At 31.5% G+C, this 22,521-nt stretch carries 24 protein-coding genes; 8 read left to right on the top strand and 16 right to left on the bottom strand.

The annotated features are described in order from the left end of the window. Window positions 1-34: 34 nt before the first annotated feature. On the bottom strand, window positions 35-2,266 hold the full coding sequence (locus ACEWL1_RS08915; RefSeq protein WP_409232950.1) for an endonuclease MutS2: 2,232 nt from the start codon (window positions 2,264-2,266) through the stop codon (window positions 35-37). A gap of 100 nt (window positions 2,267-2,366) precedes the next feature. On the opposite strand from ACEWL1_RS08915, the gene ACEWL1_RS08910 reads away from it, so the two are divergent. Next, window positions 2,367-3,032 (top strand): uracil-DNA glycosylase, encoded by a 666-nt coding sequence (locus ACEWL1_RS08910; protein ID WP_409232949.1) that lies wholly within the window; start codon window positions 2,367-2,369, stop codon window positions 3,030-3,032. Window positions 3,033-3,322: 290 nt separating this feature from the next. Here ACEWL1_RS08910 and ACEWL1_RS08905 read toward each other — a convergent pair whose 3' ends face one another. The 11 genes from ACEWL1_RS08905 to rlmD all read right to left on the bottom strand — a co-directional run bounded on the left by ACEWL1_RS08905 (window position 3,323) and on the right by rlmD (window position 10,641). Next, window positions 3,323-3,487 (bottom strand): hypothetical protein, encoded by a 165-nt coding sequence (locus ACEWL1_RS08905; RefSeq protein ID WP_409232948.1) that lies wholly within the window; start codon window positions 3,485-3,487, stop codon window positions 3,323-3,325. A 21-nt stretch (window positions 3,488-3,508) separates the two neighbouring features. Beyond that, window positions 3,509-4,369, bottom strand: a complete 861-nt coding sequence (locus ACEWL1_RS08900) for a substrate-binding domain-containing protein (protein ID WP_409232947.1) — start codon at window positions 4,367-4,369, stop codon at window positions 3,509-3,511. Then, on the bottom strand, window positions 4,370-5,236 hold the full coding sequence (locus ACEWL1_RS08895) for a nucleoside phosphorylase (RefSeq protein ID WP_409232946.1): 867 nt from the start codon (window positions 5,234-5,236) through the stop codon (window positions 4,370-4,372). After that, window positions 5,233-6,180 (bottom strand): DUF1835 domain-containing protein, encoded by a 948-nt coding sequence (locus tag ACEWL1_RS08890; protein WP_409232945.1) that lies wholly within the window; start codon window positions 6,178-6,180, stop codon window positions 5,233-5,235. Before ACEWL1_RS08890 ends, ACEWL1_RS08895 begins: the two co-directional genes overlap by 4 nt. Window positions 6,181-6,240: 60 nt before the next feature. Beyond that, window positions 6,241-6,564, bottom strand: a complete 324-nt coding sequence (locus ACEWL1_RS08885; RefSeq protein ID WP_409232944.1) for a translation initiation factor — start codon at window positions 6,562-6,564, stop codon at window positions 6,241-6,243. A 62-nt stretch (window positions 6,565-6,626) separates the two neighbouring features. Next, on the bottom strand, window positions 6,627-7,574 hold the full coding sequence (locus ACEWL1_RS08880) for an isopenicillin N synthase family dioxygenase (protein ID WP_409232943.1): 948 nt from the start codon (window positions 7,572-7,574) through the stop codon (window positions 6,627-6,629). A gap of 58 nt (window positions 7,575-7,632) precedes the next feature. Further along, window positions 7,633-8,319 (bottom strand): DUF6048 family protein, encoded by a 687-nt coding sequence (locus ACEWL1_RS08875; RefSeq protein WP_409232942.1) that lies wholly within the window; start codon window positions 8,317-8,319, stop codon window positions 7,633-7,635. Then, entirely contained in the window at window positions 8,300-8,782 is a 483-nt protein-coding gene (locus tag ACEWL1_RS08870; RefSeq protein WP_409232941.1) for a DUF6452 family protein, read from the bottom strand. The genes ACEWL1_RS08875 and ACEWL1_RS08870 overlap by 20 nt, the downstream gene beginning before the upstream one ends. A 28-nt stretch (window positions 8,783-8,810) precedes the next feature. Further along, window positions 8,811-8,948 carry a four helix bundle protein gene (locus tag ACEWL1_RS08865; RefSeq protein ID WP_409232940.1) on the bottom strand — a complete coding sequence of 46 codons (138 nt, stop codon included), beginning with the start codon at window positions 8,946-8,948 and terminating at the stop codon, window positions 8,811-8,813. A gap of 40 nt (window positions 8,949-8,988) precedes the next feature. Beyond that, on the bottom strand, window positions 8,989-9,102 hold the full coding sequence (locus tag ACEWL1_RS08860; protein ID WP_409233046.1) for a four helix bundle protein: 114 nt from the start codon (window positions 9,100-9,102) through the stop codon (window positions 8,989-8,991). Between the two features lie 84 nt (window positions 9,103-9,186). Then, window positions 9,187-10,641, bottom strand: coding sequence for a 23S rRNA (uracil(1939)-C(5))-methyltransferase RlmD (rlmD, locus tag ACEWL1_RS08855; protein WP_409232939.1), 1,455 nt, complete (start codon window positions 10,639-10,641; stop codon window positions 9,187-9,189). Window positions 10,642-10,783: 142 nt separating this feature from the next. Here rlmD and ACEWL1_RS08850 point away from each other — a divergent pair, with 142 nt between their 5' ends. The 3 genes from ACEWL1_RS08850 (at window position 10,784) to rocD (ending at window position 13,166) form a co-directional block, all read left to right on the top strand. Further along, complete coding sequence (locus ACEWL1_RS08850; RefSeq protein WP_409232938.1) at window positions 10,784-11,347, top strand: RNA polymerase sigma factor; 564 nt, start codon at window positions 10,784-10,786, stop codon at window positions 11,345-11,347. Continuing rightward, entirely contained in the window at window positions 11,337-11,714 is a 378-nt protein-coding gene (locus ACEWL1_RS08845) for a DUF6768 family protein (RefSeq protein WP_409232937.1), read from the top strand. The genes ACEWL1_RS08850 and ACEWL1_RS08845 overlap by 11 nt, the downstream gene beginning before the upstream one ends. A 213-nt stretch (window positions 11,715-11,927) precedes the next feature. Then, window positions 11,928-13,166, top strand: coding sequence for an ornithine--oxo-acid transaminase (gene rocD / locus ACEWL1_RS08840; protein WP_409232936.1), 1,239 nt, complete (start codon window positions 11,928-11,930; stop codon window positions 13,164-13,166). Between the two features lie 55 nt (window positions 13,167-13,221). On the opposite strand, the gene ACEWL1_RS08835 is transcribed toward rocD, so the two are convergent. From ACEWL1_RS08835 to ACEWL1_RS08820, 4 genes are all read right to left on the bottom strand, one after another. Next, window positions 13,222-13,545 (bottom strand): CCC motif membrane protein, encoded by a 324-nt coding sequence (locus ACEWL1_RS08835; protein WP_409232935.1) that lies wholly within the window; start codon window positions 13,543-13,545, stop codon window positions 13,222-13,224. A 14-nt stretch (window positions 13,546-13,559) separates the two neighbouring features. Beyond that, window positions 13,560-13,865, bottom strand: a complete 306-nt coding sequence (locus tag ACEWL1_RS08830) for a DUF2752 domain-containing protein (RefSeq protein ID WP_409232934.1) — start codon at window positions 13,863-13,865, stop codon at window positions 13,560-13,562. A gap of 4 nt (window positions 13,866-13,869) precedes the next feature. Beyond that, the gene (locus ACEWL1_RS08825; protein ID WP_409232933.1) at window positions 13,870-16,380 is read right to left on the bottom strand and encodes an AsmA-like C-terminal region-containing protein; all 2,511 of its coding nucleotides are present in this window, start codon (window positions 16,378-16,380) and stop codon (window positions 13,870-13,872) included. 67 nt (window positions 16,381-16,447) lie between these two features. Continuing rightward, window positions 16,448-16,771, bottom strand: a complete 324-nt coding sequence (locus tag ACEWL1_RS08820; protein ID WP_409232932.1) for a YbaB/EbfC family nucleoid-associated protein — start codon at window positions 16,769-16,771, stop codon at window positions 16,448-16,450. 133 nt (window positions 16,772-16,904) lie between these two features. Between ACEWL1_RS08820 and ACEWL1_RS08815 the strand changes: the two genes are divergently transcribed. From ACEWL1_RS08815 to ACEWL1_RS08800, 4 genes are all read left to right on the top strand, one after another. Beyond that, a complete protein-coding gene (locus tag ACEWL1_RS08815; RefSeq protein WP_409232931.1) occupies window positions 16,905-19,001 on the top strand; it encodes a S9 family peptidase in 2,097 nt (698 codons plus the stop codon). Beyond that, window positions 19,001-19,999, top strand: coding sequence for a PLP-dependent cysteine synthase family protein (locus ACEWL1_RS08810; RefSeq protein ID WP_409232930.1), 999 nt, complete (start codon window positions 19,001-19,003; stop codon window positions 19,997-19,999). Before ACEWL1_RS08815 ends, ACEWL1_RS08810 begins: the two co-directional genes overlap by 1 nt. Window positions 20,000-20,083: 84 nt before the next feature. Further along, on the top strand, window positions 20,084-21,337 hold the full coding sequence (locus tag ACEWL1_RS08805) for an aminotransferase class I/II-fold pyridoxal phosphate-dependent enzyme (RefSeq protein WP_409232929.1): 1,254 nt from the start codon (window positions 20,084-20,086) through the stop codon (window positions 21,335-21,337). Between the two features lie 148 nt (window positions 21,338-21,485). After that, complete coding sequence (locus tag ACEWL1_RS08800) at window positions 21,486-22,496, top strand: lipoate--protein ligase (protein WP_409232928.1); 1,011 nt, start codon at window positions 21,486-21,488, stop codon at window positions 22,494-22,496. The last annotated feature ends 25 nt before the right edge of the window (window positions 22,497-22,521 follow it).

The following is a 22,521-nucleotide window of genomic DNA, read 5'->3' as shown; positions in this document are numbered from 1 at the left end:
CGTTGAAGGTACTCTTTTTCCAATAGAAGGTAGATTACTTCGCTTTCTCTACTAATTCTAATTGCTCCACTTTTGCTTTGGTAGTAAAAATTCCATAATTGATAAAGATGTTGTTTTTTTCAATTTTATCAACTGTGCCAACAGCATTTCCATCAACCAAACGAACTCGGTCGTTAACTTTAAAGACATAAGCCGCTTTTTCTTTGGCAATTTTTGTAGCCTCAATTTTCTTTTCTTTTCGGACTTCAACTACTTTTTGCAAGACTTCTTTTTCGACTTTTTTAATGGTTTCTTGCTTTTTTTGTGCCACTACTTTTGCAGTTTTCTTTTCTGTTTTGGTCTTGGGTTTCGCTGGATTTTTCTTTAAGTATTTTGTTTTCTCAGCAGCAATCCATTTTTGCAACTCGGCATTGAATTGCTTTTTATTGTTGGTTTGTAAGTAATGATTTAACAACTCGTTTACTTTTCTACCAATGGTTAGCATTTTTTGATTGCTATCGTACAACTCTTGAAAATCAGCTAGTTTATCTTGCACTTTTTGTTCTTTTTCTTGTAAACTCTCAACATGTTCTTTTCCTTTAGAAACTTGTTTTTCTAAGTTGTCAGAATTTTTTTGCAAGCGATTACGCTCTTTTTGTAGTTTAGAAATGGTTTTATCTAATCGGATTTTCTCTGTCTCAACTCGTTTTTTTGCTTGGTTGATTAAACTAAACGGAATACCATTTTTTTGAGCAACCTCAAAGGTAAAAGAGCTTCCTGCTTGTCCAACAAACAATTTATACAAAGGTTCTAAAGTACGTTCGTTAAACTGCATATTTGCGTTGGTAACATTTTCTAATTCGTTTGCCAACACTTTTAAATTAGAATAATGTGTGGTAATAATTCCGAATGCTTTTTTACTGTAAAATTCTTCCAAGAAAATTTCTGCCAAAGCGCCACCTAATTCAGGATCAGAACCTGTACCAAACTCATCAATTAAAAACAACGTGTTTTTATTACATTTCCGTAAAAAATAACGCATGTTTTTTAGGCGATAACTATAGGTGCTTAGTTGATTTTCTATGGATTGATTATCGCCAATATCGGTGAGAATTGTATTGAAAATATAGGTTTCGCTGCGTTCATCAACCGGAATTAACAAACCACTTTGCAACATTACTTGCAACAAACCAATGGTTTTTAGCGTGATGCTTTTTCCGCCAGCATTTGGTCCAGAAATAACAATTATTTGCTGTTTTTCATTTAAAATAATGGACTGCGGAACGGTTTCAATCTTTTTTTCTTGATTCTTTTTCCAAAGAATTGGATGATATGCTTTTTTAAAATCGATTTTCTTTTCAGAGGTTATTTTTGGTAAAATTGCATCTAAACTTTTGCCATATTTTGCTTTTGCAGCAATAATATCTAAATGTGTTAAATACTGTAAATACAAATGTAATAACGGCACAAAAGGTTTAATTTCTGCCGCTAATTCTTTAAGTATTTTGGTAACTTCTTGTTTTTCTTCGTAAGTTAAATTTTGTAACTCTCTATCGTAATTTAAAGTAGCTTGTGGCGCAATATAAACGATGTTACCAGATTTAGAAGACCCTAAAAAGTTTCCTTTTACTTTGCGTCTGTGCATTGCTAACACTGCTAAAACTCTATGATTATCAACAACAGATTCTCTAATATCATCTAAAAAGCCAGCAGCAGCATATTTGCTTAAATCTCTTGTAAAACTTTCGCCAATTTTACCGCGAATTTTAGCAATCTCTTTTCTAATTTCTTTTAATTGTGGCGATGCAGTATTGGCAACTTCTCCGTAAGAAGTAATAATCTTATTGATTGCGCTTATAATTGCTGGCGTATATTCAATTTCTTGACTAATACGTTGTATGGTAGGAAAATAAGTTTCGAATTTTGTAAAGAATTTTAGCAATTCGTTTACCGTTTCAGAAACAGTGGCAATTTTTAAAAAAGCACTTGCTTCTAAAAAACTATTCTCAATATTTAGTGTAAATATTTCTTTAGAAATATCTTCAAATCCATGATTCGGAATTTTATTCTCACTAATAAATGAAGATAAATATTCGTTTACCAAATTTAATTCTTGCTGCAATAATTCTACATCTTCAATTGGTTTGATGTTTAGAACTTCGGATTTTCCTAATTCAGAAATACAATATTCTGCTACATGTTCTAAAACTGTAGGGAACTCTAAATCTTGCAATGTTTTTTCTGAAATATTCTTAGCCAAACTAGTATCTTTGATTTTCGCTGTCATTCCGACTGAAATAGAGGAATCTTAGAATACAGATCTCTCGACTCTGCTCTAGATGACATTTAATTAAATGTACAAACAGCGATAGCAAAAATAAGAAAGTATGCATCTAAATATATCGGATTCTTGGAAAAATATTTTACAATCAGAATTTGAGAAACATTATTTTAAAAATTTAATCGATTTTGTAAAATCAGAATATCAAAATTCGGCTTGTTTTCCGGATAAAAAAGACATTTTTGCGGCTTTTAATGCGTGCTCCTTTGATGCTTTAAAACTGGTGATAATTGGACAGGATCCATATCATGGAATCGGACAAGCAAATGGTTTGTGTTTTTCTGTTCATGATGGAATAAAACATCCACCTTCATTACAAAATATTTTTAAAGAATTAGAAGCAGATTTACAAATTCCAATTCCGGTTTCAGGAGATTTATCTCGTTGGGCAACACAAGGAGTTTTATTGTTAAATGCAACGTTAACAGTTAGAGCACACGAAGCAGGAAGTCATCAAAAACAAGGTTGGGAAACATTTACAGATGCTGTAATTTCAAAAATATCCGAAGAAAAAGAAAATGTTGTTTTTTTACTTTGGGGCGGATTTGCACACAAAAAAGGAAAGAAAATTGATGCAATAAAACATCATATATTAACAACAGGACATCCGTCGCCATTAAGCGCAAATCGTGGTTACTGGTTTGGTAACAAACACTTTTCTACAACAAATGAAATCTTAAATAAGCTAGGAGAATCAAAAATTGATTGGTAATTTATTTTGCCAATTATTTGTTGAAGAACACCAGATAATCTCGATATTTTGTGCCTAACGAATAAAAATAATATAAACTTATTAACATATGTTAATAGATTTTAGAATAAAGTGATGTATATTTGAATTATAGACATCCCCTAAATGTCTAATAATTCACCCTCGAATTAATTTATTTAAAAAAGACTTACCTTAAAATGGTGAGTCTTTTTTTTGTGACCAAAGCATGTTAAAGGCAAAAAAAAATCCGCTATAAAAGCGGATTTATTGAATTTGAATAAGACAGTCAACTACTTAACCGTTGCTTTTGCAACAAGGGTTGTTTGTTGAAAGTTTTGTTGAGTTTGTTTCGTTGATGTGTTTTTAGCTAAACCACAGCTAGCTGAAGTACTTCGACATGAAGTGATACTCAAAACTCCTAATGTACAAATTGCAATAAATACTACTTTTTTCATTTTAATCTCAAATTTAAAAGTCTAAATGTACATATTTTTAATGAACTTTTTAGCATCTGTCTTCGAGTCTATAACGTTAAATGCAATCATTTTATTTTGAATCTCATTAATTAATTCTGCCGAAATTGGTTTTTTACTTTCCCATTCAGTAATCGATAACCATTTTTGGATATCTTCTAACTTTTGTTGATAGCGTTTAGAAAGGATGGCGTCTATATTTTCTATCTCTTTAAAAGCAACTGTTTTGCTATTGATTAGATTTAAAATCTCTTTAATTTCTTCTGGGTGATTTTCTAGAACTTCATTTCTAACAGCAATTACAAAACAAGGCCATGGAGTAGGGCAGTCTCCTATTCTTCTGAAAGTAGCATCATCAACTAAAGGCTTTGTTGTAAAATGTTCCCACATAAAATAATCTGCTTTTCCGTTTTTAAGAGCCTCAATTCCGCCTTCTAAATCGCCAACAACTTTAAATTGTAACCTATTGATGTTCCAACCATTATTATATGCGTTAACAATTGCCATTAAATGCGAACCAGATCCAAAGCGACTGATAGCAATGGTAGCATGTTCTAAATCAGAAATTTGCTGAAAAGAAGAATTGTTTGCCACATGAATTCCCCAAACTAATGGGCTTTTAACAAAAGTTTGTACAATTTTAGAAGGATTTCCTTCTCCGATATCTTTGATGATTCCTTCAGTTAAAATAATGGCAATATCTATTTCAGAATTCCGAAGTGCAGCATTCATTTCTCCTGTTCCGCCAGGAAAATCTTTCCAACGTAAATTGATGTTGTGTTTTGCGAATTCTTTGTTTTTAAGCGTTAAGTACCAAGGATAATTAAAATGCTCTGGAACACCGCCAATTGTTAGGTTTATCATCTATTCAGCCAATTTATCCAACGTATACAAAATCAAATCATCAACAACTTTTGCATAATCTTTACTAAAAGTTCCGTTTGCTCTGTTAGCAATAATTGCATTCATTGAACAAGCGTGATGTCCTAATAACTTAGACAATCCATAAATTGCAGACGTTTCCATTTCTAAATTGGTAACCCGTATTCCGTTATAATTAAAACTATCAATTTTAGAATTTAAATCAGCATCTTGTAGCGCCAAACGCAACACACGTCCTTGCGGCCCATAAAATCCTCCAGCTGTTGCTGTCATTCCTTTAAAAATTTTTTCTGAAGAAATTTTAGCTTCTAGTTCTTTGCTATTTTTAACAATAATTGGATGGCATTTTTTAGCGCTCCAGTTGGTGTGTTTCACAAAAGCATTTTCTATTGCTGGATGAGAAATTTCATCAACTTGATAAGAAAGTAACATTCCATTTAAATCTAAGCTAAAAGTGCTCATTAAAAAGCTATCAACAGGAATGTCGTTTTGTAAAGAGCCAGAAGTGCCAACTCTAACAATATTTAAAGCAGTGTGAGTTGGTTTTATGGTTCTGGTTGCTAAATCAATATTTACCAAAGCATCTAATTCATTGATCACAATATCAATATTATCAGGACCGATTCCGGTTGAAATAACCGAAATACGTTTGCCTTTATACAAGCCAGTTGACGTTTTAAATTCTCGTTTTTGAGTCGTAAATTCTACAGAATCAAAATGGTTCGTAATTTTATCTACGCGATCTTGATCGCCAACAAAAATAATATCTGTAGCAATGTTTTCTGGAAGTAAATTTAAATGATAAACGCTTCCATTTGGGTTTAAAATCAGTTCTGATTCTTGTATCATAAAGAGGTAATTTTCAATAACTTTTGTGTTGAGTTATCGTATAAGAAATTGTATTTTTTTGCGCCACCTAAAAACGAGAAATCATCTCGCATATTTGCGTAGGTGTTTAGTACTTGTTGTTGGACTTTTACACCCGTTTTATTCAGTTTTACTGGAGCAAAAGAGGAAAAGTAACCTTTTAAATCCGCAATTTGTTTTTTGTATTGTAGGTCTCCAAAACCATATTGATTTTCATGGTGTAAAACGGCGCTAATTAATTCTTCTTCTGAATTTAATTTAGAATTAACAGCAATGTCAAGAATACTGTTTTCTGTTTTGTTCAGTCCGTTTCTAATAGAAGGAAAGCGTTGTAAATGCGCTAATAAGCTATCAATTAGATAAGTAAAAGTGGTGTTTTGTTGATATTGATATACGTTTTGTAATTTAATTGGGTCGTTGGAACAGTACAATTGCCACACATAATCTGCATAGGCAATGTCATCAATTGTTAATTCTATTTTGTTTTTATAATGTACTTTAAGTTGCTTTTCTGATAGTTCTGATAAGCCAAGTAATTTGTTGCTTCCTTTAACTTTTCCACTACAAACCAACGAAATTTTTCTGCCTTTTCTGTATTTTTTTAACCAGCTGATCACAGCAATCATATTTATTTGACAAAACAAATCATACTCAAACCACAACACAATTTCTTCTTGCGATTTCTGATTGCATAAATTTCGATATTCTTTTAGCGTTAAATCGATGAATTGCTTTTTGGTAACTTTATACGATTGTTTTAAGAATTCGAATCTAGCTTTCCAAAAAGGTTCACTACCAACATGTACATTCGTTTTACCTTCACACAACATTTCTCTCCATGTAATAAAATCACCTTTAATGTTTATTTTTTTTAAATAATTGGTAGTGCTATCGCCATTGGTGATGTGTAAAATTGAAGTTTTCATAATTAAAAAACGATGCTAATTTTTATTTATTTTTAAGTTGCTATACTTTAACGTTTTGTGTTAACCACCAACGCGTTTTACTTTAAAACCTTTATCCTTTAACATCGTCATTATTCGATCTCTATAATCACCTTGGATAATGATTTTATCATCTTTAAAACTTCCACCTACAGAAAGTGTTGTTTTAATTTCTTTAGCTAATATTTTGAAGTCTGATGTTGCTCCTGTATAGCCTTCTAAAATAGTAATAGGTTTTCCTTTTCGTTTTTCATATTTACAAATGATTGGTTCGTCTTGTAACCAAATAGCTGATTTTTTTTCAACCTTTTCAGGAACTTCTTCGTGTTCAGGAAATAAGTTTTTAAGTTGATCTTTTAAATCCATTATTTCAATTGTCAATTATCAATAAACAATTATCAATTGATAATTGTTTATTGATAATTGTATTATTTTTTAAGTCCTAATTCTCTTAATCGTTCATCTAAAAATTCGCCAGCAGTAATATCATCAAACTGTTTTGGGTTTTCTGCATCAATACAACTTTCTAACACATCTAGTTTCATGTCAGAAACGGGATGCATAAAAAACGGAATCGAATAACGAGAAGTTCCCCACATTTCTTTTGGCGGATTTGTAACGCGGTGAATAGTAGATTTTAGTTTGTTATTAGAATGTCTAGATAACATATCGCCAACGTTAATCATTAATTCATCTGGTTCTGCAACAGCATCAATCCAATCTCCCTTATGATTTTGAACTTGTAATCCTTTTCCTTGGGCGCCCATTAATAAGGTGATTAAATTAATGTCTCCATGTGCTGCAGCCCTTTCTGCGCCTTTTGGTTCTGTTTTTATTGGCGGATAATGAATTGGTCGTAAAATACTATTTCCGTTTTTGATGTACTTATCAAAATAGGTTTCTTCTAAACCTAAATGTAAAGACAAAGAACGCAAGACGTATTTTGCTGTTTTCTCTAACATTTGATAGGTTTGTTTACCAACTTCATTAAATTTTGGTAATTCTTCTACAGTTACATTAGCTGGGTATTCTTTTGCGTATTTTGAATCTCTATCTACATACTGACCAAAATGCCAAAACTCTTTTAAATCGCCCTCTTTTTTTCCTTTTGCAGATTCTTTACCAAAAGAAACATAACCACGCTGACCACCAATTCCTGGGATTTCGTATTTCTCTTTTACTTCAGTAGGTAAATCAAAAAAGTTTTTAATTTCAGTATATAAATCATCAACTAATTTATCGTCTAAAAAATGACCTTTTAATGCAACAAAACCAATGTTTTCGTAAGCATGTCCAATTTCTTTTATAAACTGTTGTTTTCTTTGAGGATCATCCGATAAAAAATCGGCTAAATTAACGCTAGGTATGTTATTCATTTTAATAAATTTTAATAAAGGAAGATAAAGTTACTAAAAACAAGTAATAAAAATAGCATTACTTGCTAATAAATGGAATTGTATAAGAAATAGTGTAATTAAATCCAAAGCCAGTTTCTGTTTCAAAAACTCTGTTAAATCCTGGAACATAGAGGGTTTTGAAATTTGTTGGATGCTCTAAACTCAACATAATTTTATACGAGAAACTAAACCCTAAAAATAAATTGTTAAGGGTTTCTACTTTTATTCCCATAACAAACTCTGTCCAATGCGCATGTAAACCTTTTGTGGTTATTGGCGTCGAAATTGTATTTCCAGCAAAATAATCGCTTCCTGTGTTAGAGTTATAACTGTTTAAGGTTTGTTCAAAAGTACTTGTTGCATATCTAAATCCAACAAAGATTTCGTTGTTCATATCCAACCAATTGTCATATGCATTATAATTAACTCCGATTTTATAAAACGATCCTTTTGAGGTTGAATTTGTATAGTCTTCAACCGTAATTTCTTCTTGAGTTCCAAATTCAGTTGCAATGTACCAATTTTTAGAAATTCTATAATCTGCAACAAATTCTAATCCGCTAGAATTTGAATCAATCATTCCCGTAATTGGTTTGCTGATGTCAATTCCTAAACGCAAACCATAAGCAGTTTTAGTAGAAATAGAATCGCTGGCTTCTTTTTCTTGAGCAAAATTACTTAGTGAAGTAAGTATCAAACAAAAACTAATGAAATATTTGAACATGCGCGCTTGTTTGAGTTTCAATTGTTGTTAAAGAGGTTGGAGTAAAAGATTGAACCCAACCATTAGTAGAAGTTATTGTTACATTGTTAAAAATGGTTTTAAAACCACAAGAACGTGAAACGTATTCTTCTGTTGTTGTGTAATTTATAGTGAAAGTATCGGTGATGTTATTTGCTTTATTTCCATCGACAGAATTTGTCTTTAAATGATAAATAGTTTGAGTTGCATTGACGTTTAACGGTATTGCAACAGAATCTAGAGAAGCACTTTTATAGTTTGAAATGGTGTCTTTTCCATCAGCCCAAATAGATAAACGTGCTACATTTTTTACTGTAGTTGGATTTGCAGCATCGTAAAAACGCAATACTAATTTTGGAGTTGTTGGCAATAAACAAATATCATCTTTTTCGCAAGCGGAAAACAATAAGGATAAAAAGAGGATGTATAAAAAGGGTTTTTTCATTTAATTATGAGTGTATTCGTTTATACGTTTATTTGTTTAGTTGCGTTTTTCTTAAGCCATTTAGCATGTTTGTAATTTTCTGTAATTTTCCTCGGACTAAAATATAATCTTTTTCAAAAATAAAGTTCAATTCTTTAGAAATTATGTTTTGATTTAACACTTCCATTGCAGAACTAAATGCAATTGTTGTAAAATGAGCTTTGTCTTTAATTTGTTTTTCTTGATGTTCCTTCTGCTAAATTTGAAGCAATAGATACAGATGCTCTTCTTAATTGACTAATGTATCCAAATTTTTCATTAGACGGAAAACCTTTTGTGATTTTATAGATATCGATTATTAGATTTTTTGATTCTTGCCAGACAATTAATTTTTCAAATTCGTAGCGTTTTTTTAAACAAATAAACTATTTTTTCTCAAACAAAACAACCGTTTCAATATGAGAAGTATGTGGAAATTGATCTACCAAACTAATTTTTTTAATTTGATAACCAGCTTCGCTTAACAATTCTGTATCTCTTGCTTGTGTTGCCGGATTACATGAAACATACACCATTCTGTCTGCATTTAAGTTGATGATTTTTTGTAATGTTTTAGGTGCAATTCCCGCTCTTGCAGGATCTAAAATAATGGTTTTTATTTTTCCTTTATATGCTGGGTGCGCAGTTAAAAACTTACCAACATCTGCAGCATAAAATTGCAATCCATTAATGTTATTTCTCTTGGCATTTTCTTTTGCATCTTCAATGGCAGAAGCCACAATATCTACACCAACAATTTTTGCATTATCACTTTTAGAAGCTACAATTTGTCCGATGGTTCCGGTTCCACAAAACAAGTCCATTACCACAGTATTGTCAACTTTTGATTTGTCTTCTAATACATATTCTACCACTTTGCTGTACAATTTTTCTGCACATTTCGGGTTGGTTTGAAAAAAGCTTTTCATGCTGATTTCAAAGTTCAATCCTAGTAATTCTTCTACAATTTTGTCTTTTCCGTACACCAATTCTAAACTACCAGAAGTTGCAATAGTTCTGTCGCCAGTTTCGTCGTTTATGGTATGTAATAATCCAGCAACTCTATCGCCAAATAATTCAACTAAAAATGCTGCAAATTTTTGTAAATCGAACTTAAACAATTCTGGTGAAGTTGTTACTAAATTGAATAATAATTCATCTGTTTTAAAAGATTTTCTTACTACAAAATAACGAAAGAAACCTTCTCTTTTTGGTCCATGCCAAGGTTGTAAACCTGTTTCTTCACAATATTTTCTGATGTTTTTTAGATTGACTTCAACTTGTTTGTCAAACAACCCAGAATCTTTCTCTAAATTGTCTCCCATCCACCAAACACCACGTCTTTTAAAACCTAAAGTAAACTCGTCTTTATCGTGTTTTGCAACTCTATCATAACCAATGGCAGAAAAACCGTATTCCATTTTATTTCTGTAATGAAACACATTTGGCGACGTAATAAACTCGTCAAATAAATCTTCAATTGTTTCTACTTTTCCGATTCGTTTAAATAAAGATAAGGTGCTATCTTTTTTATATTGATGCTGTAATTCTATTGGTAATTTGATGTAAGGCGCACCAGGAATATCTTGAAACGGAACTTCAACTTCGTTTTCTGAAGGTTCTAAAACATCTATCAATTTAGCTTCAGCGTATTTTTTGCTCGATTTCTGAATCTGAACTTTTACCAATTGTCCGGGTAAGGTGTTCGGAACAAAAACAACAAAACTTCCTTCTTCAGATTTTATTCTTGCAATTCCTTTTCCTCCAAAGGCATAATCTTCGATTTTTAATTCTAAAACCTGATTTCTCTTCACAAATTTATTTCGTTCTCTACGTGGCATGCTAAGTGTTTTATGGTTCGCAAAATTAGGAAAAGTTATGGTTTCAAATGATGAAAAGCGGATATAAATTAGAATATATCCGTACTTTTAAATAAAAAATGAACCTTTTCTCAAATTGTACGTCTATAAGATGTAAATAAGTATGAAGGATACAACTATTTTGTCAGATTGTGAATTGGTATTGGCATATCAATCAGGAAATACAGCAGCACTTTCTGGTTTGGTTAAAAAATGGCATGTTCCGTTTTGTAAACTTGCTTATTGGTATGTAAAAGATGCTGATGTTGCGAAGGATATTGCACAAGAAAGTTGGGTGATTATTTTTAAAAAACTAGACACATTAAAAAACCCGAAGCAATTTAAAAGCTGGAGTATTAGCATTGTAAACAGAAAAGCAATTGATTGGCTTAGAGCAAATAAAAGAGAAAACAATAAACTGAATATATTTTATGACGAAAAAGATAAAAGTATTCAGATTGATGAATCTGAAGATGATAAAACAAAACAGTTATCCATTTTAAAAGTTGAAATTGACGAATTACCAACCAATCAAAAAATGATTATCAAATTATTTTACACAGAAAGCTATTCGTTGCAACAAATAAGTGAAGCCTTAAAAATTTCAGTTGGTACCGCAAAATCGAGATTGTTTCACGCAAGAGAAAAATTAAAAAGATCATTAAAACATAGAAATTATGAAGAATAACACAGAAGAAATAGACAAATTAATAAAAGAAACATTATCGCAAGAAGAAGCAAAATTTTATGATGAATTAGAACCACAAACTATTTTTGAAATGGTAATTGGATTGTTTCAAGGAAAAAATAAATGGGTCATGTTTCTAATGAATTTTATGACCTTAATTTTCTTCGGAATGTTTGTGTATTGTGTCGTTCAGTTTTTTAATACAACAGAAATAAATGAACTTATTAAATGGGGAATTGGCGGATTGATCTTCTTATTCGGAGTTAGCATGTTAAAGATTTTTGCTTGGATGCAAATGGATAAGAATGCAATTTTAAGAGAACTAAAACGATTAGAGCTATTGATTACTTCTGCTTCAACAAAATAGAATATTCCGTTTTTTTAAAAACCTCAGATTTCTAAAATCGGTGAGGTTTTAAATTGTGTTTCGTTTTTCTTAATAATGTTTATTTCAAAATATAATTTTACTACTTTTGTAAAACTTCGGGGATGATTTCTTTCCCACGCTGAATTTTCGAACTCTTCGAAAGGATAAAGGTAGATAAGGAATGGTTATTATATAAATTTAAAAGTATTAAAAATGGCTGTTTTAAACACATTAACTTCGCAACAAGCGATCGAATTAGAAAACAAGTACGGAGCGCACAATTATCATCCACTTCCTGTAGTGTTGAGTAGAGGAGAAGGCGTGTATGTTTGGGATGTAGAAGGTAAAAAATATTATGATTTTTTATCAGCATATTCTGCAGTAAACCAAGGACATTGTCATCCAAAAATTGTTGGCGCAATGGTGCAACAAGCACAAACATTAACATTAACTTCTAGAGCATTTTATAATGACATGCTTGGAAAGTACGAGAAATTCGCAACAGAATTGTTTGGTTTTGACAAGTTATTACCAATGAACACTGGAGCAGAAGCTGTAGAAACAGCGTTGAAAATCTCTAGAAAATGGGCGTACGAAGTAAAAGGAATTGCAGAAAATGAAGCACAAATTATTGTGTGTGAAAATAATTTTCACGGAAGAACTACAACAATTATTTCTTTTTCAAACGATCCTGTAGCACGTAAAAATTTCGGTCCATATACTGATGGATTTATCAAAATAGAATATGATAATTTACAAGCTTTAGAAGAAGTTTTAAATGCTAGCAATAATATTGCAGCATTTTTAGTTGAACCAATTCAAGGTGAAGCAGGCGTTTATGTTCCTTCTGAAGGATATTTAACCAAAGCAAAAGCATTGTGTGCAAAACACAATGTATTATTTATTGCTGATGAAGTACAAACAGGAATTGCACGAACAGGTAAAATGTTAGCGGTAGATCACGAAAATGTAAAGCCAGATATTTTAATTCTTGGAAAAGCACTTTCTGGCGGAGCGTATCCTGTTTCAGCAGTATTAGCAAATGATAGTATTATGAATGTTATCAAACCAGGAAATCACGGTTCTACTTTTGGTGGAAATCCGGTTGCAGCTGCTGTAGCAATTGCTGCGTTAGAAGTTGTAAGAGAAGAAAATTTAGCAGAAAACGCTGAACGTTTAGGACAAATTTTTAGAGCTGAAATGTCAGAATTTGCAAATCAAAATAATTTGGTAAAATCGGCAAGAGGAAAAGGCTTACTGAATGCTATTTTAATTAACGACACCGAGGATAGCTCTACTGCTTGGGATATTTGTATCAAATTAAGAGACAACGGATTGTTAGCAAAACCAACACATGGAAACATTATTCGTTTTGCGCCACCATTGGTAATGAATGAAGAACAATTAAGAGATTGTATTGCTATTATTAAGAAAACTATTTCTGAGTTTTAGCAAATGGTACTCAAGTTAAAATAAAAAAGCCTGCATTTTGCAGGCTTTTTTTATATTAAAGTTCTAACATTCTTTCTTGGAATAATTGCGGGTCTTGCAATGCAGCCCATCCAAAAGCAGAAATAAGAATGATAATCATTATTAAATATAATGCATTTAGAATAATACCAATAATTCCTAAAATTTTACCAGTATTTGCATTAGAATATCCTGTGTAATTTTCTGGAGCTTCTAAATATATTTTTTTAGCTTTATTTGCTAGAACTACTGCTGCAATTCCTAAAGGCAATCCTATGATTCCATAACAACAGCAAGTTACAATAGATACGATTCCTAAAATAAGCGAAGTTGTTGCATTTGGTAATTTTTGTTTTTCCATAAAATAGTAATTGGTTAAAATAGTTGATTCATTTTTATAAAATAGCTAATCACAATGATTAAAATGTTTAATGAAGCTAAAGTAATCATAATTTTTCTACCGTTTTTGAATTTATATTTCCAATGTACTATTGCAAAAATGGCAAGAATTAGAAGTGTATAAATAGCAGGATACATTTTAAAAGCTTCAATAAAATCACCTTTTATTAAATGTAAAAAAGCACGTTGAAAACCACAACCCAAACAATCTACTCCGAAGAGTTTTTTGTTTAAGCAAGGAAGCATATAATCTTCTATTTGAAGTATAAGTTTAGGTAACAAATGGTTAGTTTTTATTGTTTTTTAATAAATTATTTAACAAACCTTTTCCTTTGTTAATTAAGTTGTTTTTTTGTTGTTCTATCAAATTGTCAACTAGTTTTTTGGTTGCTTGTTTTAAATCAGTTTTTATAGCAGGATTTTTAAAGCTACCTGTAACATCAATGTTAACAGGAACGTTTTTTATTTCTTTAGCGTCTTTATCAGACAACTTACTCAAATAACCAACAACTTCTTTCCCTAAGTATTTAGCAGGAATTTCTGCTTTGACATCATAGTTCATTGTTTGATCAAAACCATGCGTTCCAGAAATAGAATACACAATGTCTTTGTGTTTTAACTGAAATGGCTTTATGGTAACTTTACTGTCTTTAAAAGCGATGTAGGTTTTTACATCATCTAAACTCAGCTTTTCAAAATCTAAAAAATTTGCTTGCGCATTTAAACTCGATAATAGTTTTGATTTATCGGCATTGATTTTACTATCAATTAATTGTCCAAATAAATTTCCTGTTAATTTAGACAAATCTGGCGTCATATTGTTCTTTAAAAAACCAGACAATTCGATCGTTGCGTTTAATTTTCCATCAATAGTGTTGGCAATCGGAGCGATAGCAGAAAGCATTTCAATTTGAGAAAATGAATTCGAAATATTTAATTGATCCAAACCTAAATTCATCTTAAAAGTTGGTGTGTTTTCTTTTGTAGAAACAGTTCCTGATAAAAGAATATTTCCACCAAAAAGATTCATTTTTAGCTGGTCAAGATTTACTTTTTCATCTTTCACAATCAAATTGCCTGTTACATCAGACAAAGTTAAATTGTCGTAGCGAACTTCTTTTGCTTTGGCATTGATGGTGCAATCTAAAAAAGACGGAATTTTAATTGCTTCAATGGTCTTCTTTTCTTTAGTAACAACAGCTGTTGGCGATAAAAAATCTGAAATTGCTATATAATTAGATTCCAAATTAAATGCGCCTTTTAATACTTGGTTCTGAAATAAAAATCCATAAAAATTATCTAAGGCTCCTTTAATTTGAAGATCAGATTTTCCTGTTGTAGCATCAAACTGATTCAATTGTATTTTGCTCGTTGTAAAAGCAATGGTTGCTTTGTTAATTAAAAATGGTTTGGCAACTTCTTTACCTTCATATTTAAAATTACTAAGACTCATATTTCCTGAGTTTTTGATATTTTGATAATTTCCTTTTTCAACAGAATTCATGTCAAAAACTGTGGTAACATTGGCTTTTAAAATTCCTGAAAGTTGTTTTTCTAACTTTATGGGATAGGCTTTTGCAATATTTTCTAAATTGATTGTTCCTTTTGCAGTTAAGCTAATTTTTGGATTTTTATGGATGTTTTTTACGTTTCCTTTTGCATTAAAAACATCTTCATCTATTCGAAACGACAAATCATTTACAGTAATATAGGTATCGTTTATAGTACCAGTTTTATTACTAATTGTAGCATTTATATTGATGTTTTTTACCGTTTTTGGTAAATTATCATATTTGAATAATGCATTTTTTGAATTGAATGAAATATCAAAAGTCGGAATTGTATTTTCAGAATACGTTCCTTTTAAAATCCCGTTGATATCAAAATCACCTTCCGTTTTTACAGCATCTAAGTTTCCAGCATATTGAGCAGGAATTAAACCCAGCATATTTTTAAACGAAGAAGTTGGCGTTTTAAAATTGATATCGTACAACTGCCCCGTTTCTACTAACTGAATAGATCCGTCGAATTCTAAAGGCAATTGATTGATAAAACCTTTATTTTCTTTAAAGGTAAATGTATAGTTTTTTAAATTGATTCCTAATACGGCATCTAAAGAAATCGCAATTGCATTCAAGTAATTTGTTCCGTTTACATCCGCAGAAAGATTTGCTCTCGAAGTTGTTTTTAAATCTAAAATGTCTTTGTTAAAATTACCTTTTCCAGAGTGCACAATATTGCTAATTCTAATCTTAGAATTGGAAGCTTTATCACTATAATTCACCTCTAAATTGTCAATAGCATATTCCTCAATATTTAAAGAAAAAGGTTCGCTTTTTGTTGTGGGAGTTGCTGTTGTAGCTTCTTTTACAATATCAAAATTTTTGTTTCCGTTTTCATCAAAAACAATGTTTAAAAAACTGTTATCAAGATAAAAACTTTTGATATCCATAGCTTCAGAAGCATCTTTAAATAATTCTCCAATACTCATTTTTAAATGAATTTCGGATGCATAAAAAAGTGTGTCGCCTTTAAACGGAGCATTGTTTAAAATATGCAATTTAGAAATAGATAAATTTGCAAGCGGAAAACTTCTTAATAAACTTAGATTTACATCTTCAAATGATACAGTTGCATTTACTTTTTCGTTAATGCTTTTCGTAATCATTGCGTTTATTTTGTCTTTAAATAAATACGGAGCAGTTGCTAATAAAAGGATTAGAAAAAAGACAACTCCAAAAAACCACGTTGCAATTTTTTTAATGACAGATGTCGATTTCGTTTTTTCTTTATTCATGTTTTTATATTGATGACTTTACAATTTTCAAACGAAAAAGTAAAATTATTATTCTTATATAATACAACTATTTAAATAAATCCATTCCAGGAATGTTTGGCATTCCGCTTTTAGCGGCAACAGCTAATTCTTGTTCGTTTATTTCGGTTGCTTTTTTAATGGCGCTATTTAATGTAACAATTAAATAGTCTTCTAATTCTTCAGCATCGTTGAGTAAACTATCATCAATTTTAATCGCTTTTAGTTCTCTATTTGCTGTAATTGTAACTTGTATTTTTCCGTTTGATGAGGTTTCGTCAATCAACACATGATGTAAGCGTGTTTTTGTTTCTTCCACTTTTTGTTGCGCTTCTTTTAATTTACTCATCATACTAGACATATCTCCAAACATAATTCTCTAATTTAATATTTACCACAAATTTACTACTTTAACAGCAAGAAAAAAATTTATAAAAATGAGAAAGATATTGTTTTACACTACAGCATTTAGCCTTATTTTTGCAAGCGCTTGTAAAAACGACTCCATGAATACGAAAGATATTACACCACCAATTGCAGATAAGATTCCTACAGAAATTGAAATGCACGGTGATATTAGAATTGACAATTATTTTTGGATGCGTTTGTCTGATCAGCAAAAAAACGCTAAAATAAAAGACGAACAAACTACTAAAGTTCTCGATTATTTAAACGCAGAAAACCATTATTACGACCAAATAACGTCTCATACAAATAACTTTCAGGCATCTTTATTCGAAGAAATGAAAGCTCGAATTAAAGAAGATGACGAATCTGTTCCGTATAAAAAGAACGGCTATTTTTACATCACAAAATTTGAAATAGGTCAACAATACCCAGTTTATACTCGTAAAAAAGGATCTTTAGACGCCAAAGAAGAATTGTTATTTGATGTAAATGAATTGGCAAAAGGACACGAATATTTTCAATTAGGCGGATTAAACATAAGCCCAAATAACGAGTTGGCAGCTTTTTCTGTTGACACAGTTAGCAGAAGACAATATGTAATTCATGTTAAAAATTTAAAAACTGGAGAAATCTATAAAGATGCAATTACCAATACAAATGGTGGATCGGTTTGGGCAAACGATAATAAAACCTTGTTTTATACCAAAAAAGATCCTGTTTCTTTAAGAAGTTATAAAATTTATAAACATGTTTTAGGAACTGATGCATCTGAAGATGTAGAGATTTTTCATGAAAGCGATGATACTTTTAGCACTTTTGTAACCAAATCAAAATCAAACAAATACATCATTATTAGTTCGTATAGTACGGTTTCTTCTGAGTATCAATTTTTAGATGCAGACACACCAAATGATACGCCTCAAATCATTCAGAAAAGAGAGCGTAATTTAGAATACGATATTGCACATTATAAGAATCATTTTTACATAAGAACTAATAAAGACGGAGCAACAAACTTTAAGTTGATGAAAACTCCGGTTACAAAAACATCACAAGAAAATTGGATAGATGTAATTCCGCACAGAGAAGATACTTTGCTAGAAGACATGTCTATTTATAAAGAATATTTGGTTTTAGAAGAACGCACAAATGGTTTGAACAATGTAAGAATTATGCGTTGGGACAATACCAAAGATTATTATTTACCTTTTGATGAAGAAACGTATTCGGTTGGTGTTTATGCAAATCCAGATTTTGATACCAATACAATTCGTTATTCATACAATTCAATGACAACGCCTAGTTCGGTGATTGATTTTAACATGGATGACAAATCAAAAGAAATCAAAAAAGAACAGGAAGTTCTTGGTGGTACATTTGATAAAAAAAATTATACAAGCAAACGTATTTGGGTGCCAACAAGAGATGGTAAAAAAGTAGCTGTTTCTTTGGTGTACAGAAAAGATACAAAACTAAATGAAGACACTCCGTTGTTATTATATGCCTATGGTTCTTACGGCGCAACGGTTCCAGACGGATTTAGCACAGTGCGATTAAGTTTGTTAGACAGAGGATTTGTGTACGCTTTAGCGCATATTAGAGGAAGCGAATATTTAGGTAGAAATTGGTACGAAGACGGAAAGTTATTACACAAGAAAAACACGTTTAACGATTTTGTAGATTGTTCTAAATTCTTAATAGAAAACAACTATACATCAGCAAAACACTTATACGCAATGGGCGGATCTGCTGGCGGATTGTTAATGGGAGCAATTGTAAATATGAACCCAGAATTGTACAACGGAATTATAGCGCAAGTTCCTTTTGTAGATGTAATTTCTACAATGTTAGATGAAAGTATTCCGTTAACAACCGGTGAATTTGACGAATGGGGAAATCCGAAGGATAAAGAATATTACGAGTACATAAAAAGTTACTCGCCTTACGATCAAGTAAAAGCAAAAGCATATCCAAACATGTTAATTACAACAGGGTATTGGGATAGTCAAGTGCAGTATTGGGAACCTGCAAAATGGGTTGCAAAATTAAGAGAATACAAAACAGATGATAACATTCTGTTATTACATACAAATATGGAGGCTGGTCATGGCGGAGCATCAGGAAGATTTAATGCTTTAAAAGAAGTTGCCAAAGAATATGCGTTTATGTTAGATTTAGAGAATAAAATTGAATAATGACAAGGAATCAAGAAACAAATAAAAATATCTTAGAACTCGTTGGGCAAACGCCAATGGTTCAGTTAAACAACATTACAAATCACTTAAAAGGTTCTTATTTTGCAAAATTAGAATCGTTCAATCCTGGCCATTCTGCAAAAGACCGAATAGCAACGTATATTATAGAAAATGCAGAGAAAAAAGGGATTCTAAAACCAGGAAACACTATTGTAGAAACAACTTCTGGTAACACTGGTTTTTCGTTGGCAATGATTTCTATGGTAAAAGGCTACAAATGTATTTTGGCAGTAAGTTCTAAAACATCACAAGATAAAATAGACATGTTAAAAATAATGGGAGCAGAAGTGCATTTATGTCCTGCAAATGTTGCTGCAGACGATCCTCGTTCGTATTATGAAGTCGCAAAAAGAATCCATAAAGAAACTCCGAATTCAATTTACATCAACCAATATTTTAACGAATTAAATAGCGAAGCACATTACCATTCTACAGGTCCAGAAATTTGGAAACAAACCGAAGGAAAAGTAACGCATGTTGTTGTTGCAAGCGGAACAGGAGGAACCATCTCTGGAATAGGACGGTATTTAAAAGAACAAAATACGGCTATTAAAGTTTTAGGAGTTGATGCTTATGGATCAATTTTAAAAGGATTTCACGAAACTGGAGAAATAGACGAAGATGATATTTATCCATACAGAATAGAAGGTTTGGGTAAAAATTTAATTCCGACTGCAACCGATTTTGATATTATAGATGACTACGAAAAAGTAACAGACAAAGAAGCTGCACTTAAAGCAAGAGAAATTATCATTAAAGAAGGTATTTTTTCGGGCTATACTAGTGGCGCTGTAATGCAAGCTGCAATTCAGTACAACGATAAAAATATGTTTGCAAATAACAGTGTTGTGGTATTGGTTTTTCCAGATCACGGATCTAGATATATGAATAAAATTTACAGTGATTCTTGGATGCAGCAACAAGGATTTTTAGAGTAGTTGTAGTTATATAGATGCATATTAATTTGATTTACTGCCAAAAAAGCGGTTAATTTGCACTCTCAATTTTGAAGATAAAAACACATGACGAAAGATTTATTTGAAAGAATAAAAGGTGATAAAGGACCATTAGGAAAATGGGCTGATAAAGCGGAAGGGTATTATGTTTTTCCTAAGTTAGAAGGACCTATTTCGAACAGAATGTCATTTAACGGAAAGAAAGTTATTACGTGGAGTATTAACGATTACTTAGGATTGGCAAATCACCCAGAAGTGTTAAAAGTGGATGGAGAAGCGGCTAGAGAATACGGAATGGCGTATCCGATGGGCGCAAGAATGATGTCTGGTCATACTGTTTTTCATGAGCAATTAGAAAAAGAATGTGCAGAATTTGTTGAGAAAGAAGCTGCTTATTTGGTAAACTTTGGATATCAAGGAATGGTTTCTGCAATTGATGCATTGGTTACTAAAAACGATATCATTGTATACGATATGGATACGCACGCTTGTATTATTGACGGTGTTCGTTTGCATGCAGGAAAACGCTTTGTGTACAAACACAACGATATGGCAAGTTTTGAAAAAAACTTACAACGTGCAACTAAAATGGCTGATACAAATGGAGGCGGAATTTTAGTGATTTCTGAAGGTGTTTTTGGAATGCGTGGAGAACAAGGGCGTTTAAAAGAAATTGTTGCTTTAAAAGAAAAATACAACTTCCGTTTGTTAGTTGATGATGCTCATGGTTTTGGTACTTTAGGGAAAGACGGTAAAGGAACTGGATTTGAGCAAGGTGTGCAAGACGGAATTGACGTTTATTTTGCCACTTTTGCAAAATCGATGGCGGGAATCGGAGCTTTCTTTGCGGCCGATAAAGATATTATACAGTATTTACAATACAATATGCGTTCTCAAATGTTTGCAAAATCATTACCAATGGCAATGGTTAAAGGAGCATTAAAACGTTTAGATATGTTGCGTACAATGCCAGAGTTAAAAACAAAACTTTGGGAAAACACCAATGCTTTACAAAGTGGTTTAAGAAATGCTGGTTTTGATTTAGGAACTACACAAACCTGTATAACACCAGTGTTTTTAAAAGGAGAAATTCCTGAAGCAATGGCAATGGTAAATGATTTACGTGAAAATTACGGAATCTTTTGTTCTATCGTTGTGTATCCAGTTATTCCTAAAGGGTTGATCATCTTAAGATTGATTCCGACTGCTACCCATACACAAGATGACATTGATGAAACCATTGCAGCATTTTCTGGAATTAGAACCAAATTAGAAAACGGAACTTACAAAAAGATTGCTGCTTCTATTATGGAAGAGTAGCTCTATTTACAGCGCTTTTTTAATACGTTAAATTGATGAGTAAAACCATGTTTCTCTTTGAATTTTGCATTGATTTTTTTTAAAAAGGACTAATTTGTCCGTTAAATAATTCTTAACTTTGTTCCTTTAAATTTAAACTTTTCTACACATGATATTTATAGAAAATGAAGGAAATACCAATCCAAGATTAAATCTTGCTTTAGAAGAATATGTACTCCGAAACTTTGATAAACAAGCTGATTATTTATTGTTTTATATCAACGAACCTTCTATCATTATTGGTAGAAGTCAAAATACCTTAGAAGAAATTAATCACGAATATGTAGAGAAAAATAATCTTCATGTGGTGCGTAGAATTTCTGGAGGCGGAGCAGTTTATCACGATAATGGAAACCTTAATTTTAGTTTTATCACCAATCACGATGTTAAAAGCTTAAACAATTTTAAAAAATTTACAGAACCGGTCATCAGTTCGCTTTCAAAAATTGGAGTAGAAGCAGAGCTGAAAGGTAGAAATGACATTCTTGTAGATGATAAAAAAATTTCTGGAACCGCTCAGTTTTCAACAGGAAAAAGAATGGTGAGTCACGGAACTCTTTTGTTTGATACAGATCTTAATGAAGTTGGCAATGCGCTTCAAGTAAAGATGAGTAAAATCATTTCTAAAGGACACAAATCTGTGCGTAGCAGAGTTGCAAATATTAGCGAATATCTTAACAATCCGATGAAAATAGAAGAATTTAGAGCACTTTTATTAGAAGGTTTGTATGCAGAAAGAGAAGCTTTTGAAACCTACCATTTAACGGAAGAAGAATGGAAAGCTGTCCATCAATTAAAAGAAGAAAAATACGATTCTTGGGATTGGAACTATGGGCGTTCTCCAAAGTTTAACATTCAGCGAAGCAAACGTTTTCCTGTGGGAGAAATTGATGTAAGAATGTTTGTAGAGAAAGGATATTTAACAGAACTTAAAATTTTTGGAGATTTCTTCGGAAAAGAACCATTAGAAACTATAGAAAATCTTTTAATTGGCGTTGCGTACGACAAGGAAGAAATTACAAAAAAGTTAGCCAACATCAACCTAGAAGACTATTTTGGTAATATTACAAAATCAGAATTTATTGAGTTGTTATATGGCACTGATGAGGTAAAAGAATAAGTATCTTTGCAAAAAAATAAATCCA

It is taken from the genome of Polaribacter gochangensis (assembly GCF_046224025.1).
In the GTDB taxonomy this organism is placed as follows: Bacteria; Bacteroidota; Bacteroidia; order Flavobacteriales; family Flavobacteriaceae; genus Polaribacter; species Polaribacter gochangensis.
Note: the sequence above shows the minus strand (reverse complement) of the source record. Positions and strands in the feature narration are given on the sequence as shown.

Coding starts and splice junctions, on each gene's coding strand:
- ACEWL1_RS08850 (WP_409232938.1), top strand. CDS start 10,784: ATGAAGGATACAACTATTTTGTCAGATTGTGAATTGGTATTGGCATAT.
- ACEWL1_RS08910 (WP_409232949.1), top strand. CDS start 2,367: ATGCATCTAAATATATCGGATTCTTGGAAAAATATTTTACAATCAGAA.
- ACEWL1_RS08905 (WP_409232948.1), bottom strand. CDS start 3,487: ATGAAAAAAGTAGTATTTATTGCAATTTGTACATTAGGAGTTTTGAGT.
- ACEWL1_RS08875 (WP_409232942.1), bottom strand. CDS start 8,319: ATGTTCAAATATTTCATTAGTTTTTGTTTGATACTTACTTCACTAAGT.
- ACEWL1_RS08820 (WP_409232932.1), bottom strand. CDS start 16,771: ATGTTTGGAGATATGTCTAGTATGATGAGTAAATTAAAAGAAGCGCAA.
- ACEWL1_RS08890 (WP_409232945.1), bottom strand. CDS start 6,180: ATGAAAACTTCAATTTTACACATCACCAATGGCGATAGCACTACCAAT.
- ACEWL1_RS08825 (WP_409232933.1), bottom strand. CDS start 16,380: ATGAATAAAGAAAAAACGAAATCGACATCTGTCATTAAAAAAATTGCA.
- ACEWL1_RS08800 (WP_409232928.1), top strand. CDS start 21,486: ATGATATTTATAGAAAATGAAGGAAATACCAATCCAAGATTAAATCTT.
- rocD (WP_409232936.1), top strand. CDS start 11,928: ATGGCTGTTTTAAACACATTAACTTCGCAACAAGCGATCGAATTAGAA.
- ACEWL1_RS08805 (WP_409232929.1), top strand. CDS start 20,084: ATGACGAAAGATTTATTTGAAAGAATAAAAGGTGATAAAGGACCATTA.
- ACEWL1_RS08885 (WP_409232944.1), bottom strand. CDS start 6,564: ATGGATTTAAAAGATCAACTTAAAAACTTATTTCCTGAACACGAAGAA.
- ACEWL1_RS08815 (WP_409232931.1), top strand. CDS start 16,905: ATGAATACGAAAGATATTACACCACCAATTGCAGATAAGATTCCTACA.
- rlmD (WP_409232939.1), bottom strand. CDS start 10,641: ATGCCACGTAGAGAACGAAATAAATTTGTGAAGAGAAATCAGGTTTTA.
- ACEWL1_RS08845 (WP_409232937.1), top strand. CDS start 11,337: ATGAAGAATAACACAGAAGAAATAGACAAATTAATAAAAGAAACATTA.
- ACEWL1_RS08880 (WP_409232943.1), bottom strand. CDS start 7,574: ATGAATAACATACCTAGCGTTAATTTAGCCGATTTTTTATCGGATGAT.
- ACEWL1_RS08835 (WP_409232935.1), bottom strand. CDS start 13,545: ATGGAAAAACAAAAATTACCAAATGCAACAACTTCGCTTATTTTAGGA.
- ACEWL1_RS08915 (WP_409232950.1), bottom strand. CDS start 2,266: ATGACAGCGAAAATCAAAGATACTAGTTTGGCTAAGAATATTTCAGAA.
- ACEWL1_RS08900 (WP_409232947.1), bottom strand. CDS start 4,369: ATGATAAACCTAACAATTGGCGGTGTTCCAGAGCATTTTAATTATCCT.
- ACEWL1_RS08895 (WP_409232946.1), bottom strand. CDS start 5,236: ATGATACAAGAATCAGAACTGATTTTAAACCCAAATGGAAGCGTTTAT.
- ACEWL1_RS08865 (WP_409232940.1), bottom strand. CDS start 8,948: ATGGAAGTGTTAAATCAAAACATAATTTCTAAAGAATTGAACTTTATT.
- ACEWL1_RS08870 (WP_409232941.1), bottom strand. CDS start 8,782: ATGAAAAAACCCTTTTTATACATCCTCTTTTTATCCTTATTGTTTTCC.
- ACEWL1_RS08810 (WP_409232930.1), top strand. CDS start 19,001: ATGACAAGGAATCAAGAAACAAATAAAAATATCTTAGAACTCGTTGGG.